The following is a 14,758-nucleotide window of genomic DNA, read 5'->3' on the forward strand; positions in this document are numbered from 1 at the left end:
CTATCCCCCAATTCGGACCCATGCGCGCGCGGCTGTAGCTTCGCAATTGTCCGCCTTTTCAATGGCTGCCACGCAAATCGCGCCCGCCTGTGCGTCTGATTTCGCACAATCAATCCGACCGCACTCGACAGCGCGTACAATGCTCAGCACATGCAGCCGTCACGCCCCATTGTTTCAGATCACCGCCTCGCCAGGCTCATCGCTTGGCTCGGGGCGGTGCTCGCGTGGTGCGCGCTCGGCCGTCCCACCCGCACGCGCGCACAAGCGCGCCGTCACAAACGTTACAGCGCGCTCGGCATCGCCGACCTCGCGCATTTTGTGCGCAACGTCGTCATCTTGCGCGCCGTCCAGCTGCTCGATCCGCAAATCGCCCCCGCACGCCGCCGGACTTCGCGGCCGGCGCACATTCCCACTGGCTGCAAGCTCGGCAAAGAGCGGCGCCTCACGCTGCGCCGGTTCGGCGGCGTTTGGCTGCGCCGCATGCTCATGAGCCGCGGTTCATTCGCCGCCAAGGTCGCGCACCTGATCCAAGCCTTGCGCCACTATAGCGGCCTCGCCGCTTACGTCGCTTGGCGCCGCCGCCGCTTCACACGCCGGTGCGCCATCATCCCCGCGCGCCCCCGCGTCGCACGTGTCGTCAGCCGCGCCGCGCCCGCGCCGCACCTTGTCGACACCTCCTGATGCTCCGCCACATCGTCATTTCCAGCAACCGCGCCAAAGCCCCCCGGCCGCGGGCGCCGCCGCGCGCCTGGTTGCAAGCCCTTGTCCTTACGGAGAAAACCATGCTCATCACGCCTCCGTGCCCGGCGTCACCTTCACCTTCGATGGCTAAGCGCCCAGAACGGGACCGGGACGAGGCAGCAGCCGGCGCAGCACGCGCATCGTGAGGCAGGGGACATGGCGGACATCTTCATTTCCTACGCCAGCGAGGACGCCAAGCGCGTCCGCCCGCTCGCCGAGGCGCTGCAGGAGCGCGGCTTCAAGGTCTGGTGGGATCGCTCGCTCGCCGCCGGCCAGGACTATGCGTCGATCATCGAGCGCGAACTGCGCGCCGCCAAAGCCGTTATCGTGGTGTGGACGCAGAGCTCGGCGCTCTCGACCTTCGTGCGAGACGAAGCCGGCCGCGCCCGCGACGAGGGCCGGCTCGTGCCGGTGCTGTTCGACCGGGTCGAGATTCCGCTCGGCTTCGGCGCCTTCCAGGCGGAGGATTTCACCCGTTGGAACGGCGGCTCGAACGCGCCGCAGATGCAGATTCTCGAGGAGGCGCTGAAGGCCAAGATCGAAGGCCGCGACGCCGACGGCGGCGCCATCGCCAGAAAACGCCGCAAGCTGATGGCGCGCGTCCGGCTCGTCTCTGTGCTCACCGTGGTCGCGCTGATCATCGGCATCGCCGCCGGCGGGCGCTACATCTTCACGCCGCAGGCGCCGCCCGCAGCGACGCAGGAAGATCTGCGCGCCGAGCTGCTGCGGCTGCTCGCCGAAGGCAAGCTGACGCCCGAGCAGGCGATCGAACTGGCGACCATTCTCGAAGCCGGCGCGCTGGGCGAGACGCAGGAAGTCAACCTGCAGGGCGAAGGCTCGGCGCCGTCTGCAAGCGAGACCGAACTCGCCGGCATATCCGAAGCCGAATTCGATCAGACGGCGCGTGAAACCTATCGCCAGGCCTTCATGGCGCTGGCCCAGCACCCCGACGCTTCTGTGCGTCTGGCGACAGTGCAAATGTCGCAAGACTCAGCGCGTCCCGCAGCAATGCAGACGCTCTGGACCTACGCGCAGAACAATCCCGACGATCCGCTGCGGGACGAGATCTATCTGCTCTGCGGCTCGGTCGGCGAAGCCAACGCCGATCCGCTCGGCCAGCGCGCGCTCGAAGCCGCCACCAGCCTCGAGCCGCGCAATACGCAAGTCTGGCGCATGCTGTCGCGCTCCTACGACCGCACCAATCGCGACGTCGAAGCGGCGGCGGTGGCGCAGGTGTCGGAAGCGGTCGAGCTGCAGAACGAAGGCCATGCCGCCGAGGCCGAACAACGGCTCCAGCAAGCGCTGCCGCAGCTCACCGCGCCGCAGCTGCGCGCGCCGGTAGCATCAGAACTCGGCCGCATCGCCGAACAGCGCGGCGATTTCGCCGCCGCCAGCGCCCGCTATTCGGAGGCCTACGCCTCGCGCGAACGCGTGGCCGAAGCCGCTCCGAACTCGACGGCCGCCGCCGTGCTCGACGCCGACGCCCAGCAGCTCGTGCGCGCGCTCGATCGCTCCGGCCGCACCCGCGAAGCCTGCGAGCGCCTGCGTCAGGCGCAGGAGGCGCACGATGTCGCCGCCCCGGATGCGCAATTGCTCGAGCGCTGCCAGCAGCAGTTCCACGTGCCGCTCCGCACTCGCGTCGAACTCGCCCCGCAACTGCGTGTGCAGCAGCAAGCGCCGCCGGACGCCGCCCAGCAACGCGTCGTTGCGCCATCGCCGTAATGCGTGAACGGAGGGCGGGGGCACTCGATCTAGCGTGGCTTCAGGAACAACACCCTCGCCGCGCCATAGCCGCGCTCGGCGAGCAGTTCGAAACCCTCGATCGCCGGCGTCTCGTCGGCGGCGCACTCGAACACGATCAGCGCCTCGGCCGTGATCCAGCCGCCTTGCCCGAGCCGGGCCAGCGCCTTCTCGCCCAGCCCCTTGCGGTATGGCGGATCGAGGAAGACGAGATCGAACGGATCGCCAAGCCCCGCCGGCTTCATGCCGAGGTCGGTCGCGTCGCGGCGGTGAATTCGCGTCGCGCCGAACAGGCCGAGCGCTTCGATATTGTCGCGGATCGTCCCGCGGGCCGCGGCGTCGGTCTCCACGAACAGCGCGAACGCCGCCCCGCGCGACATCGCCTCGAGCCCCAGCGCGCCCGAGCCAGCGAACAGGTCGAGCACCCGACGTCCCCCGACGCCGGCCGACCAGTCCGCGTGCGCGAGCACGTTGAACAAACTCTCCCGCGCCCGGTCGCTGGTCGGGCGCGTGTCGCGTCCCTCCGGCGCCGCGATCGCCCGCCCCTTAAACTGCCCCCCGACTATGCGCATTGCCCGCCTTCATTCCCTTCCGGCAAGCGCCATATGTCGCGCTTGAGGCCCGTCGCCAAGCGCTTGACCTAAACGTCAAGCTCCGTGAACAAGAGCCGCCCCCAAAACTGTTCCGAAAACTGCCGAGGAGTAGAGCTGCCGTGGATTGGATGGTCGCCGACATTGCAGCGCTGCTTCAAGTCATCCTGATCGATCTGGCCTTAGCCGGCGACAACGCGGTCGCTGTCGGTCTGGCCGCCTCGGCGCTGCCGGCGGCCCAGCAGCGGCGCGCGATTTTCTGGGGCATCGTCATGGCCCTGGTGCTGCGCATCCTCTTTGCCGGGATCACCATCCAGCTGCTCGAGATCAAGGGTCTGCTCCTCGTCGGCGGCCTTTTGCTGTTCTGGGTGGCGTGGCGGATGTGGCAGGATCTGCAGCATCACCGCCCGGTCACGGTCGGCGATCCGGTCGCCGGCGAACACGCCGCCGAAGCCGTCGTCACCGGCGGCAAGAAGCCGAAGACGTTCGCCAGCGCGCTCTTCACCATCATCATCGCCGACGTCTCGATGTCGCTCGACAACGTGCTCGCTGTCGCCGCCGTGTCGCGCCACAACGAAGTGATCATGGCCTTTGGCCTGGTGCTCTCGGTCGTGCTGATGGGCGTCGCCGCGACTTTCATCGCCCGCATCATTGAGAAGCACCGCTGGATCGCGGTCGTCGGCATCGTCATCATTTTGTTCGCCGGCGTGCGCATGGTCTGGGAAGACGGCCACAACTTCTTCCCGGCCTATTTCCCCGCGATCCCGAGCTTCCTCGGGGGCGGTCACTAATCCAGCGCGTCCTTGCCAAGCTGCTCCTTCAGCACTTTGCGCGGCACTTCCTCGACGGCGCCCGGTTCGAGCGTTCCGAGCTGAAACGGCCCGTACGAAACGCGGATCAGCCGATTCACTTTGAGGCCCAGCGCATCGAGCACGCGTCGAACTTCGCGGTTCTTGCCTTCCGTAAGGCTCATCGTGATCCAAGCATTCGACGCGCCGCCGCGCTCGAGCTTCGCTTCGATGGCGCCGTAACGTACGCCATCGACGGTGATGCCGTTCTTGAGCTGATCGAGTTCCGCTTGTTCGATGCGGCCGAAAGCGCGGGCGCGATAACGCCGAAGCCAACCGTTCGCCGGCAGCTCCAATCGCCGCGCGAGTTCGCCGTCGTTGGTCAAAAGCAGCAGCCCTTCCGACGTGAGATCGAGCCGTCCAACCGAAATCACTCGCGGCATGTTCTGCGGCAGATGCTGAAACACAGTCGGCCGTCCCGCCGGATCGCGATGTGTGGTCACAAGCCCCGAAGGCTTATGATAGCGCCACAGCCGCGTCGGCTCGGCCGCGCCGATCGGCCGGCCGTCGACCGTTATTTTGTCCGCAGCCGAGATCTTCACAGCTGGCGTATCCAACACCCTCCCATTCAGCCTTACTCTGCCTTCGGCGATGAGCTTTTCAGCATCGCGCCGCGAGCAGACGCCGGCCCGGGCCAGAAACTTGGCGATGCGCTCGGGTTCAGCGTTAGAAGGGGGTGGAGAGGAATTGGCCATGTTCGCCGTGATCTATCGTTGGCAGGTCGTACCAGGGCTGGAAGCGCAATTCGAGGCCGGCTGGAAGCGCGGCACCGAGCGGATTGCCGCCGAATTCGGCGGCTGGGGCTCGCGCCTGCATAAAGCGGGCGAGGGCGTCTACATCGCCTATGCGCAATGGCCGGACGAGGCGACCTGGAAGAAGGCGATGGAAAGCCGCATGCATCATTCCGACGACGAGGCCCGGCGCATGTATCGCGACGCGATCGTTCCCGGCACGTTCGAGACGCTCGCCTCCGGTCCAGTCGTCGCCGATCTGCTCGACCTTCGCCGCGCATGAGCGATCATCTCTACATGGGTATGGCGCTCTCGCTGGCGGAAACCGCGGCCGGTCTCGGCGAAACGCCGGTCGGTTGCGTCATCGTCGACGAAGCGACAGGCGAAGTCATCGCCGGCGCCGCCAACGGCCCGATCGGCATGACTGATCCCACCGCGCACGCGGAGATTCTCGCTCTTCGCCGCGCAGCCGAAGTCACCGGCAATTATCGCCTGCGTCCGGGGCTCACCCTTTACGTCACGCTGGAGCCTTGCGCCATGTGCGCCGGCGCGATCAGCCAAGCGCGCATCGCCCGGGTCGTCTACGGCGCGAGCGATCCGAAAAGCGGCGGCGTGGAGCACGGCGCAAAGGTCTGGGATCATCCGCAGTGCCACTGGAAGCCGGCTGTGACAGAAGGCGTCGAAGCGGAAGCGGCGGCGAAACTGCTGAGGGATTTTTTTAAGGCGCGCAGACAATCCCCGACCAAGGACCAAGAATGACTTTGCCCGAAACCCGCTCGTTGTATTTTGAAGACCTCAGCCTCGGCATGCGCGAGACCTATTCCAAACATGTTGACGCGTCCGACGTCGTCGGCTTCGCCGAGATCAGCGGCGATCGAAATCCGATTCATCTCTCCGAACACTTCGCGGCGAAAACCCCGTTCGGCGGCCGTATCGCCCACGGTCTCTATACGGCGAGCCTCATCTCCGCCGTGATCGGCACGCGCTTGCCGGGGCCCGGCGCAATTTACATCTCGCAAACCCTTCGCTTTCTGGCGCCGGTCCGGATTGGCGATACGGTCGACGCGAGCGTCGAAATCACCGAACTCACGGAGAAGGGCCGGCGCGCGAAGCTGCGCTGCGAATGCAAGGTGGGCGAGACACTCGTGCTCGAAGGCGAAGCAGAAGTTAAAATTCCGGCGCGTCCGGCTGCTGACGATGCGCCAAACCCTTAACCAGTGTCTGGCATAAGCGGTCTGGCCTCCAATCAGGATGCCGGTAGCAAAATGCCACAGGCCGCTGAGTTGAACCGTTGGATCAATCTCGAGAAGGTCTCGCTGTTGGCGCTCGATCACAGCGTCCACAGTTGCAAGATCCTGACCCAGATTGTCCGTGGCTTCGGCATACGCAATGTGCGCGCATGCACACGGGCCGACGACGCGCGCGACGCCCTTTCGCATTCGGTGTTCGATCTCGCGATCGTCGATCCAGGCACCGACGGGGAAGGGATCGAACTTCTGCGTTGGCTGCGCCGACAGGAGCGGAACGCCAATCGCTTCGTGCCGGTTATTCTCGTGTCCGGCCACTCCACACCCTCCATGGTTTGGCGGGCGCGGGACAGCGGCGCGAGCTATTTCATCGCCAAGCCGCTGACCGCTGCCACTCTGCTTGACAGAATCCTGTGGGTGGCCCGCGACAAGCGCCCGTTCGTCGAAGTGGGGGACTATTTGGGGCCAGACCGTCGCTTCAAGGAAGATGGGCCGCCGGAGGGCAGCGCCGGCCGGCGCGCCAGTGACCTCGATATCGATGACGACAAGAAAGGCGCCGCCTGACATGAAAAACGTCGTCCGAACTCATCGTGTCGAAAACAGGCTCTCGCAGGCGATCTCGATCCCTGGCGGCGTGACGGTCTCCGAAGCCATCGAGCAGGCGGCGCAAGGTGTCGAAGAACTGCGCGCAGAATGCATGGCCGCGCTCGACGCCAAGATAGCGGAAATCGAAGCGGCGACCGTTAGCGGCGCGTTCGACGGCAATCCTGCCGATATGGCGCGCATCTATACGCTCGCAAACGAAATTCTGAGCGAAGCCGGCGCATTCGGCCTCAGCGAACTCAGCGAAGCGGGCCGCAGCTTGTGCGAGCTGACTTCCAACTGGCGCGACGGCGGCATTGGAGGCGAACCGATTCGAGTCCACGTGGCGGCGATGAAATCACTGCGGCGCTGGGACATCGAGAGCAACACCAGCCTACGCATGGCTGTGCTGGATGGCCTGCGGCAGGTGACGGCGAAGCTCTCGGCCCAAGTCCGGATCGCCGGCTAAACGCCGACCAACGCTCTGCGCGCGGCGATCACGTCGTCCTTCATTTGCGCCTTGAGCGCGTCGATACTCTCGAACTTCGCTTCCTCACGCAGAAGGGCGATCAGCTCGACTTCGATCGTCTTGCCGTAGAGATCGCCGCTGAAGTCGAACAAATGGGTTTCAAGGAGCGGCGCAGGTAAGGCGCCAACCGTCGGATTGACGCCTACGCTCGCCACGGCGGGAAGCAAGATGCCGTCGCCGAGATGGACCCGCGCGGCGTAGATGCCCAGACGCGGTTGAACGTAGTCGCCGAGTGCGACGTTCGCCGTCGGAAAGCCGAACTCGCGCCCGCGGCCGAAGCCGCGCAGCACTTCGCCTTCGATCGCCCACGGGCGGCCCAGCAGATCCATGGCTTGCTTCATGTCACCCGCGGCGATGGCCTGTCGCACTGAGCTCGACGAGATTTTCCGCTTCCCGCCCACTGGCGAAACGGCGGCGACCGTGAAGCCGAACTCCTCGCCCAGGCGCCTCAAGCTTTCCGCATCTCCCATGCGGCCGCGGCCGAAGCGGAATTCGGCGCCGACGCTGACGTGACTGGCGCCGAGGCAGTCTCGCAACAGCCGTTCCGCAAACTCGCGATCGGTCGATTGCGCAAGGCTTTGGTCGAAGCCGATCTCGAACACTTCTTCGACGCCGAGTTCCGCCAAAGCGCGCGCGCGCTGCGCCGGCGATTGCAGGCGGAACGGCGGCGTGTCGGGTTGGAAGAAGCGCCGCGGATGAGGTTCGAATACGGCGACCCCGAGCGGCGCACCGGTTCTTTCGGCGACGTCGCGCGCCGAGGCGATCACCGCCTGATGACCGCGATGGACGCCGTCGAAATTTCCCAGCGCGATCGCCGCGCCGCGTGCGTCTTCAGGGATGGTGCTGGAAGGACCTAGAGTCGCCATAAAAGTTCACAGAGTCTTTCCGCCGCGGCCAATTGCAGATCTGTCCGTTGCCAAATGGTTGTCTCCGCGGCCCGCGCAAGCGTGCGCGTTCATTCATGCTTAAGTGCTGTTTTACCGAAAATTCTCAGGCCTTTGCTATCCGTCATCATGACAACACGGCGCAATAACGGCCGGTAACGTCTCGCCGCCGGGCCGCCGCACCCCGGTCCGGCGGCGGGCGTCTCCGCATAACAGCGCCGGAGGGTAGGCGGGAAGAGGCGCACATGGCCGTGACGATGACAATGCCGATTCTGATCGTGGACGACTACAACACGATGATCCGAATCCTGCGCAATCTGCTCCGCCAACTCGGCTTTCAAAATATCGACGAGGCCAATGATGGCGCCGCCGCCTTGGCCAAGATGCGGGCGAAGGAGTACGCCCTGGTCATCTCCGACGCCAGCATGGCGCCGATGAGCGGCGTGGAGTTGCTGCAGCGCGTGCGGGCGGATGCGCGTATGAGCAAGACCCCGTTTCTGATGCTCGCCAACGACAACAGCGAGGGCCAGTCCGCTGCGCGCCGGGCGGGCGGTTCGTCCTATATCGTGAAGCCGTTCAACGCGCAGTCGTTGAAGATGAACCTGGTTTCGGTGCTCGGCGCCTTCTAGAGCGCCATCACGCCGCCATCGATCACGAACGTCTGCCCGGTGGTGAAACCGCCGGCCTTCGACGCGAGGAACACAGCCATGCCGGCGATCTCGTCCGGCTGGCCGATGCGCTTCAGCGCCGAACGTTCGGTAGACGCTTTCAGGATCGCCGGATTTTCCCAGAGCGCCTTGGCGAAGTCGGTCTGCACCAGACCGGGCGCGATCGTGTTGACTCGGACATTGTCCGGTCCGAACTCGCAGGCCAGATTGCGCGCAAGCTGCATGTCCGCCGCCTTGGAGATGTCGTAGGCGCCGATCACTGGCGAGCCTTTGAGGCCGCCGATCGAGGAGATGATGACGATCGCGCCGTCCTTGCGCTCGCGCATCTGCGGCGCGCACATGTTGATCAGCCAGTGATTGGAGACGATGTTGTTCTGCAGAATCTTCATGAACTGATCGTCGCTGATCCCGCCCATCGGTCCGAAGTAGGGATTCGATGCGGCGTTGCAGATGCAGATGTCGATCTTGCCGAAGGCGCGGTTGGTTTCGTCGACTAGATTTTGCAGCGCTTCCTTCGCGGCTATGTTCGCGGGGACGGCGATCGCGGCCTTGCGGCCGACGAGTTCGTTGATCTCGGCGGCGGCCGCATCGCAGGCATCGGCCTTGCGGGAGGAGACGACGACGCTCGCGCCATGCTCGGCCAGCCGGTGTGCGATGGCTTTGCCGATGCCGCGCGAGGAGCCGGTGATGATCGCGGTTTTTCCGGTCAGATCGAACAAATTGGCCATCACGCCGCTCCCTGTTATGTGAGCGCACTCTAGGCGCGCCCACGCTGGCCGGTCTAGGCTGACGTTGGTGGAGGCGGCGGGATGAAGCGCTGGGTTCTGGCTTTGATCGTGTTGGCGTTGGCGGCGGCGTGCGAACGCCAGGCGCAGGTCGCAACCCCGGCCGCCGAGTGCGACACGCTGCGCGATCGCGAGGCGCGCATCGCGGCCTGCACGACCGCCGCCGAAGACGAGACCTACAGCGCCGATGTGCGCGCGGCCGCGCTCGCGACGCGCGCGCGTTTGCGCGAGGACGCGGGCGAAGTGACGCCGGCGCTGCGCGACTACGAAGCGGCGCTGCGGCTGGACGAGAACAATGCGGGGGCGGCGCTGGGGCGGGGGCGCATCCTGCTGGAAAGCGGACAGCTCGACGCCGCCGAGCCGCTCTTGCTCCGCGCCAAGCGGGGCGGGGAAGGGGCCGAGGCGAGTGCTTTGCTGGGCCAGATCGCATTGCGGCGCAGTCGTTTCGACGAAGCGGTGACAGAGTTCGACGCCGCCCTCGCCGCGAATTCGCGCAATGCCGCAGCGCTCTCCGGCCGGGCGCGCGCCAAGCACCGCATGGGCGATCTCGACGGCGCAGCGGCCGATTACGACGCCGCGGTGCGCGCAGACGGGGCGCTGGCCGAGGCGCGTGCGGGGCGCTGCTGGCTCGATCTCAACGAAGAACGCAACTTCACCCGCGCCCGCGGCGATGCCGATGCGGCGGTGGCGGCCGATCCGCGCAATGTCGAAGCCCAGCTCTGCCGCGGCGTGCTGCAATTGCGCGAGGGCGAGTGGGCCGATGCGCGCGCTTCGTTCGAGGCGGCGCTGGAGGTCGAGCCCGGCAATCCGACGGCGCTGTTCGGGCGGGGGGTGGCCCGGCGCCGGAGTGGGGACAATGACGGCCGCGCCGACATGAATCTGGCGCGCGATTTCGATCGGCACATCGGGCAGCGGTTCGACGACATGGGTGTGGAAACCTACTAGACCAGCGCCGCCATGGCGTAGGTGGCGATGACGTTCTCTTCCGCCAGCGCCGCGGCGACCTTCGCGGCGTCGGCGCGGCCATTGGTCCAGAGCGCTTCGCCGTGCATGCCCGAGGCGATGAAGAGGCTGTCGAAGCCTTGTGCGTTGGCGCCGGCGATGTCGGTCGGGATGCCGTCGCCGATACAGAGAACTCGCGCCGTTTCGCTGCCGCCAAGCCGCTCCAGTTCGCGGCGCGCCAGCTCGTAGATCGGCGCGAACGGCTTGCCCGCCATAACGACACGGCCGCCGAGCGCTTCGTAATCGCGTGCGATCGCGCCGGCGCACCAGATCAGCCGGTCGCCAGATTGCACGACAATGTCTGGATTGGCGCAGACCATCTCAAGATCGCGCGCCCGCGCGGCTTGCAGCAGCTCCGCATAATCGGCCGGCGTCTCGTCCCACTGATTGAGCCCGGAGATGGCGATGAACTTGGCCGCCTGCAGCGGCGCGCGTTCGAGGTCGAGGCCTTCCCAGAGCGAGCGGTCGTAATCCTCCGGTCCGATCTTGAACATGGGCCCGGGGGCGCGGGCGGCGAGTTCGCGGCGCGTTGCGTCGCCGGAGGTGACGATGGCGTCGTAAGCGTCGGCGGGCGCGCCGAGCTGGGCGAGCTGGGCGGGGATGGGGCCGCGGGGCTTCGGCACGTTGCTGATCAGGATGACGGCTTTGCCCTGGGCGCGCATACGCTGCAGCGCTGCGCAAGCGGCGGGGTAGGCGGCGCGGCCGTTATGGACGACGCCCCAGATGTCGCAAAAGAATGCATCGTAGCGATCCGCCACATCGTCCAGCATTTCGAGAATTCGCATCAGCGCAGCGCCTCTATGATGCGGGCCGCGTTGGCTTCGGCGTGCGCCGGGCCGGCGTCGTACGGGGAGTCCAGGACGAGATCGGCGAACGCCCGCTGCGGGGTGATGTATGCGTCGTGCATGGGACGAACGGTGTCGAAAAATTGCGCCACTACCGAGCGCGGCGTGCGGCCGCGGCTTTCGATGTCGCGGATCATGCGGCGCGCGAGGCGCACCGCTTCGTCGGCTTCCACATAGACTTTGAGGTCGAACAGAGTACGGAGCTCCGGGGGAACGAGCAGGTGCAGGCCTTCCACAATGACCGTGTCGGCGTGTGTTATGCGCTCGGTCTGCGGACGGCGGCGGTGGGTGACGAGATCGTACAGGGGCTTGTCGAACGGTTGGCCGCCCTTGGCCAAAGTCAGATGCTCGCGCAGCAGCGCATGATCTTTCGCTTCAGGCGCATCGAAATTGCATGTCGCGGCGTCGAAGCCGGGAATGGTCGAGGCGCAGCGATAGTAATCGTCCTCCGCAATGACGACGGCGCCGGCGCCGAGCTGTCGCGCGAGCGCGCGAGCGATGGTGGTTTTGCCGGCGCCGGAGCCGCCGGTGATGGCGATGAGGGTCGTCATGAAAGGCAATAGGCAATATAGGCAATAGGCGGTGGGCAGTAGGGGTTAGCGAGGCGGCGCGCGCGGCGCCACTGCTATTGCCGTCTGCCTATTGCCGGTTGCCTTGCTTCAACAGGAACTCCCGCGGCGGGGCGGTTTCTTCCATGAGGCTTTCCTTGATCGCGCGCGGTGCGCCGAAGAGATGGCCCTGGCCGAACGGCACGTCGAGATCGAGCGCTTCGAGCACCGATTGTTCGCTTTCGACCCGCTCGGCGACGAGATCGATGCCATAGCGCTGAAACACCGCGGCGATGTCGGCGGCGGCGATCTCGCGCGTAATGGCCGAGCGCGGGCGAACGCCGCGCTGGATGATCTGATCCGACAGCACCTGCACCGGCATTTTCACGTAACGCACGCCGGAGCGTTCGAGGTCGGGCAGATCGATCTCGGCGTTGGTGACGCGATCGATCGAGAAGCGGAAGCCGAGATCGACCAGCTTGCCCATCGCCCGCGCTTCGACCGAGCTGCGGGATTCGTAGGCGACTTGGGGGATTTCGAAGATCAGACTGCCGGCAAGGTCGCGGTTCTCGCGCATGAAGTCGAGGAATTGCGGAAAGAAGCTCTCGTCGGCGAGCGCGGCCGGGCTGATGTTGCAGAAGATGCCGATGCGACGATCCTGCTTCATCAGCTTGCGCACGATCTGGACGCAGCGGAACAGAAGCACGTTGTCGATCGTGCCCATGAGGCCGGCCTGTTCGGCGGCGGGGATGAATTCTTGCGGCAGGATCAGGCGCCCGGTGGCGTCCTTGAGGCGGGTAAAGCCTTCGTAGAACGCGGTCTTGCGCTGCGGCAGTTGCACGATCGGCTGCAGATGCAGCTCGACACGGTTTTCCAGGATCGCCTCACGCACGAGGTCCATCGGCCCCCGCGCCGCGTTCGGATTGAGCGGTGTGACGTTGCCGGCGGCGTGGATCGTCTGCAGGCGCGCATCCATTGCCGCGCCGAGCTTGTCGACGATCTGGTCGATCAGCTTGAGTTCGATGTGGCCGCCTGGTTGCGGCGCTTCAAGCTGGGGAGTGGGCGGCGGACCGAAGGCGACTTGCGTCTCGATCTGATCGAGCCGCGCCTGCACCGCGTCCATGTCGGCGCTGATTTCGCGATGGGCGGCGCGGAGGCGCTCCATGTCGCCCTTCATGCGCCGTTCGGTCCCGCCGATGCGTCCGGCGGCGGCGCTGGCGCTGATGCTCGCGTGGGTGACGGCGCAGGCGCAGAAGAGCGCGATGCCGCCCAGGAACGAGCCGCCAATGTCCTGGCCGCCGACTTGGTTCAGCGCCGCGCCCACCGCCAGCGAGATGGCTGCATAGGCGAAGTAGAGCAGCACGTGGGTGATGATGGGCATTATTTGCCGTCCCGAATCTCTGAGCGTCCATGGGACGAGCCGGGCGGTTGACGGACCATTAATCAGCGTGGTTTGGGTATTGACGTAATTATCGCGAGACGATAATCTATTATCGTCTTGCTTGAGGAGATTGCCGCGGTGACCCAAGCCGCCGCCGCGCCGCTGGCGCGCGCCCAGAAACTCGCCGGAGGGGCGGCGGCGTTCGCCGTGATCGGCGCGATCCTCATCGTCATCGGGGCCGTCGGCCGGGAGGTGGTCGCGCCGGCCGCGGACGTTCTGCGCAGCCGCGAGATCACGCCGGACCTGCGCGGCGCACTCAATCTCTTCAATGCGGCCGGCGTGTACTGGGTGCTGGCGCTGCCGAGCTTCCTGATGGCTGGCGCATTGCTCGATTTGAGCAAGGTGCTCGACGAGTACGGCAAGGGCCAGTTCTTCACCCTCCGCGCCAGCGCCGGCGTGCGCAAGGCCGGCGAAGGGGCGCTCTGGGCGCTGGCGTTCAAAATCCTGATCTCGCCGACCTTGTTCAGCTGGATCACGCAAGAGGGGCGCGGCTTCGTCTGGCATATGGAGCCGTTCGATCTGGGGCTCATCGCGTTCGCCGGTTTCGTCATGGTGCTGGGGCGCGTGCTCGAAGCCGCGGCGCGGATCAAGGACGAGCACGACCAGATCGTCTGATGCGCATCGTCGTCACTCTCGATCTGATGCTGGCGCGGCGGAAGATGAAGTCGAAGGACTTGGCCGAACGCGTCGGCATCACCGAAGCGAACCTCTCGCTGTTGCGCACCGGCAAAGTGAAGGGCGTGCGGTTCGAGACGCTGGCGAAGATCTGCGAAGCGCTGGAATGCAAGCCGGGCGATTTGCTGGATGTGGAAGAGGGGGCGGCGGGTGGCGTTGATGACGTTTGACGTTCGTCATTCCGGGGCTTCGCGCAGCGAAGAACCCGGAAGCCAGGGGCCGACGATGCGTCGGTTGCCCCTGGGTTCCGGATCGCGCTGCGCGCGTCCGGAATGACGAATCTTCGTGAGCCAGGTGAGTGCTGCATTGCCATAGGCGTGCGTCATCGTTTTGCGTCTCCGTGGTGAGAACGCCGGTTGTTGCTTTGGCCTCCCAAGCGGGAGAGCGGGGCGCGCGATCCGCGCTGGTTTGGTTTAGTGGGTGCGCCGATCGTCTCCGATCAGCGCCGCGCGCTTCGCGCGCCCCGCTGCGATCTGTGCTCGACGGGCCTTCGGTCTGCGCTGTTCACGCATGTGGTCCCCGAAGTCCCCGACGGCGTGCGGGCCTGCCACGGTCCCGGACCCCGACGCTTTTGCGTGCGCCACTACCTCCTAAGCGCACTCACGCCGGCTTTCTCACGCTCGATCGCATCCCTCACGCTCGCTTGGCTCGGCTAGCCTTTTGAACCTCCCGTGCGAGGGACAAGCCCATAATACTACGGGATTGGCGCAGTCGGATTGATTTCTGCGATGTGGTTGATTTCGTTCGAAGTGGGCGGCGAAAAGTGGGGGATAGAGCGAGGGCCTATCCCCGTTTTGCCTTGGCTTCCGCGTGACCTCGTCATCCTAGGGCTCGCGAAGCGAGAGCCCAGGATCCAGGAGCAACCACGCAGCTTTACGACCCCCTGAATCCTGGGCTCGCAC

At 65.9% G+C, this 14,758-nt stretch carries 19 protein-coding genes and 1 pseudogene; 12 read left to right on the top strand and 8 right to left on the bottom strand.

Going from position 1 to position 14,758, the window contains the following annotated elements; all coding sequences use genetic code 11:
• Nucleotides 1-150: 150 nt before the first annotated feature.
• Nucleotides 151-681, top strand: coding sequence for a hypothetical protein (locus VEA80_RS06910; RefSeq protein ID WP_325059971.1), 531 nt, complete (start codon nt 151-153; stop codon nt 679-681).
• A 216-nt stretch (nt 682-897) separates the two neighbouring features.
• Nucleotides 898-2,463, top strand: coding sequence for a TIR domain-containing protein (locus VEA80_RS06915; protein ID WP_325059972.1), 1,566 nt, complete (start codon nt 898-900; stop codon nt 2,461-2,463).
• A gap of 29 nt (nt 2,464-2,492) precedes the next feature.
• Here VEA80_RS06915 and rsmD read toward each other — a convergent pair whose 3' ends face one another.
• Nucleotides 2,493-3,053, bottom strand: a complete 561-nt coding sequence (gene rsmD / locus VEA80_RS06920; RefSeq protein ID WP_325059973.1) for a 16S rRNA (guanine(966)-N(2))-methyltransferase RsmD — start codon at nt 3,051-3,053, stop codon at nt 2,493-2,495.
• A 149-nt stretch (nt 3,054-3,202) separates the two neighbouring features.
• Between rsmD and VEA80_RS06925 the strand changes: the two genes are divergently transcribed.
• On the top strand, nt 3,203-3,862 hold the full coding sequence (locus VEA80_RS06925; protein ID WP_325060102.1) for a YjbE family putative metal transport protein: 660 nt from the start codon (nt 3,203-3,205) through the stop codon (nt 3,860-3,862).
• A gap of 14 nt (nt 3,863-3,876) precedes the next feature.
• On the opposite strand, the pseudogene VEA80_RS06930 reads toward VEA80_RS06925, so the two are convergent.
• Nucleotides 3,877-4,620: pseudogene (locus tag VEA80_RS06930) on the bottom strand (pseudouridine synthase); the annotation flags it as partial.
• 1 nt (nt 4,621) lies between these two features.
• Between VEA80_RS06930 and VEA80_RS06935 the strand changes: the two are divergent.
• From VEA80_RS06935 to VEA80_RS06955, 5 genes are all read left to right on the top strand, one after another.
• The gene (locus VEA80_RS06935; protein WP_414731498.1) at nt 4,622-4,933 is read left to right on the top strand and encodes an antibiotic biosynthesis monooxygenase; all 312 of its coding nucleotides are present in this window, start codon (nt 4,622-4,624) and stop codon (nt 4,931-4,933) included.
• On the top strand, nt 4,930-5,409 hold the full coding sequence (locus VEA80_RS06940; protein WP_325059976.1) for a nucleoside deaminase: 480 nt from the start codon (nt 4,930-4,932) through the stop codon (nt 5,407-5,409). Before VEA80_RS06935 ends, VEA80_RS06940 begins: the two co-directional genes overlap by 4 nt.
• Nucleotides 5,406-5,864 carry a MaoC family dehydratase gene (locus VEA80_RS06945; RefSeq protein WP_325059977.1) on the top strand — a complete coding sequence of 153 codons (459 nt, stop codon included), beginning with the start codon at nt 5,406-5,408 and terminating at the stop codon, nt 5,862-5,864. Before VEA80_RS06940 ends, VEA80_RS06945 begins: the two co-directional genes overlap by 4 nt.
• A gap of 69 nt (nt 5,865-5,933) precedes the next feature.
• The gene (locus VEA80_RS06950; protein ID WP_325059978.1) at nt 5,934-6,461 is read left to right on the top strand and encodes a response regulator; all 528 of its coding nucleotides are present in this window, start codon (nt 5,934-5,936) and stop codon (nt 6,459-6,461) included.
• 1 nt (nt 6,462) lies between these two features.
• Complete coding sequence (locus VEA80_RS06955; protein WP_325059979.1) at nt 6,463-6,948, top strand: hypothetical protein; 486 nt, start codon at nt 6,463-6,465, stop codon at nt 6,946-6,948.
• Here VEA80_RS06955 and VEA80_RS06960 read toward each other — a convergent pair.
• Nucleotides 6,945-7,874 (bottom strand): bifunctional riboflavin kinase/FAD synthetase, encoded by a 930-nt coding sequence (locus VEA80_RS06960; RefSeq protein WP_325059980.1) that lies wholly within the window; start codon nt 7,872-7,874, stop codon nt 6,945-6,947. The genes VEA80_RS06955 and VEA80_RS06960 overlap by 4 nt on opposite strands.
• 263 nt (nt 7,875-8,137) lie before the next feature.
• Between VEA80_RS06960 and VEA80_RS06965 the strand changes: the two genes are divergently transcribed.
• The gene (locus VEA80_RS06965) at nt 8,138-8,521 is read left to right on the top strand and encodes a response regulator (protein WP_325059981.1); all 384 of its coding nucleotides are present in this window, start codon (nt 8,138-8,140) and stop codon (nt 8,519-8,521) included.
• Here VEA80_RS06965 and VEA80_RS06970 read toward each other — a convergent pair.
• The gene (locus tag VEA80_RS06970) at nt 8,518-9,288 is read right to left on the bottom strand and encodes an SDR family oxidoreductase (RefSeq protein WP_325059982.1); all 771 of its coding nucleotides are present in this window, start codon (nt 9,286-9,288) and stop codon (nt 8,518-8,520) included. The genes VEA80_RS06965 and VEA80_RS06970 overlap by 4 nt on opposite strands.
• Before the next feature lie 81 nt (nt 9,289-9,369).
• On the opposite strand from VEA80_RS06970, the gene VEA80_RS06975 reads away from it, so the two are divergent.
• Entirely contained in the window at nt 9,370-10,290 is a 921-nt protein-coding gene (locus tag VEA80_RS06975) for a tetratricopeptide repeat protein (RefSeq protein WP_325059983.1), read from the top strand.
• On the opposite strand, the gene VEA80_RS06980 is transcribed toward VEA80_RS06975, so the two are convergent.
• The 3 genes from VEA80_RS06980 to VEA80_RS06990 all read right to left on the bottom strand — a co-directional run bounded on the left by VEA80_RS06980 (nt 10,287) and on the right by VEA80_RS06990 (nt 13,121).
• Nucleotides 10,287-11,132 carry a TIGR01459 family HAD-type hydrolase gene (locus VEA80_RS06980; RefSeq protein ID WP_325059984.1) on the bottom strand — a complete coding sequence of 282 codons (846 nt, stop codon included), beginning with the start codon at nt 11,130-11,132 and terminating at the stop codon, nt 10,287-10,289. The two genes, VEA80_RS06975 and VEA80_RS06980, sit on opposite strands and share 4 nt — an antisense overlap.
• Nucleotides 11,132-11,743: a uridine kinase gene (locus VEA80_RS06985; protein WP_325059985.1), complete on the bottom strand. Its 612-nt coding sequence runs from the start codon at nt 11,741-11,743 to the stop codon at nt 11,132-11,134. Before VEA80_RS06985 ends, VEA80_RS06980 begins: the two co-directional genes overlap by 1 nt.
• 88 nt (nt 11,744-11,831) lie before the next feature.
• Entirely contained in the window at nt 11,832-13,121 is a 1,290-nt protein-coding gene (locus VEA80_RS06990; protein ID WP_325059986.1) for an EAL domain-containing protein, read from the bottom strand.
• A gap of 138 nt (nt 13,122-13,259) precedes the next feature.
• On the opposite strand from VEA80_RS06990, the gene VEA80_RS06995 reads away from it, so the two are divergent.
• Entirely contained in the window at nt 13,260-13,796 is a 537-nt protein-coding gene (locus VEA80_RS06995) for a DUF2975 domain-containing protein (protein WP_325059987.1), read from the top strand.
• A complete protein-coding gene (locus VEA80_RS07000; protein WP_325059988.1) occupies nt 13,796-14,026 on the top strand; it encodes a helix-turn-helix transcriptional regulator in 231 nt (76 codons plus the stop codon). Before VEA80_RS06995 ends, VEA80_RS07000 begins: the two co-directional genes overlap by 1 nt.
• A 6-nt stretch (nt 14,027-14,032) precedes the next feature.
• Here VEA80_RS07000 and VEA80_RS07005 read toward each other — a convergent pair whose 3' ends face one another.
• Nucleotides 14,033-14,182 (bottom strand): hypothetical protein, encoded by a 150-nt coding sequence (locus tag VEA80_RS07005; protein WP_325059989.1) that lies wholly within the window; start codon nt 14,180-14,182, stop codon nt 14,033-14,035.
• Nucleotides 14,183-14,758 lie beyond the last annotated feature (576 nt).

The organism is Vitreimonas sp. (assembly GCF_035627415.1).
In the GTDB taxonomy this organism is placed as follows: domain Bacteria; phylum Pseudomonadota; class Alphaproteobacteria; order Caulobacterales; family Aquidulcibacteraceae; genus Vitreimonas.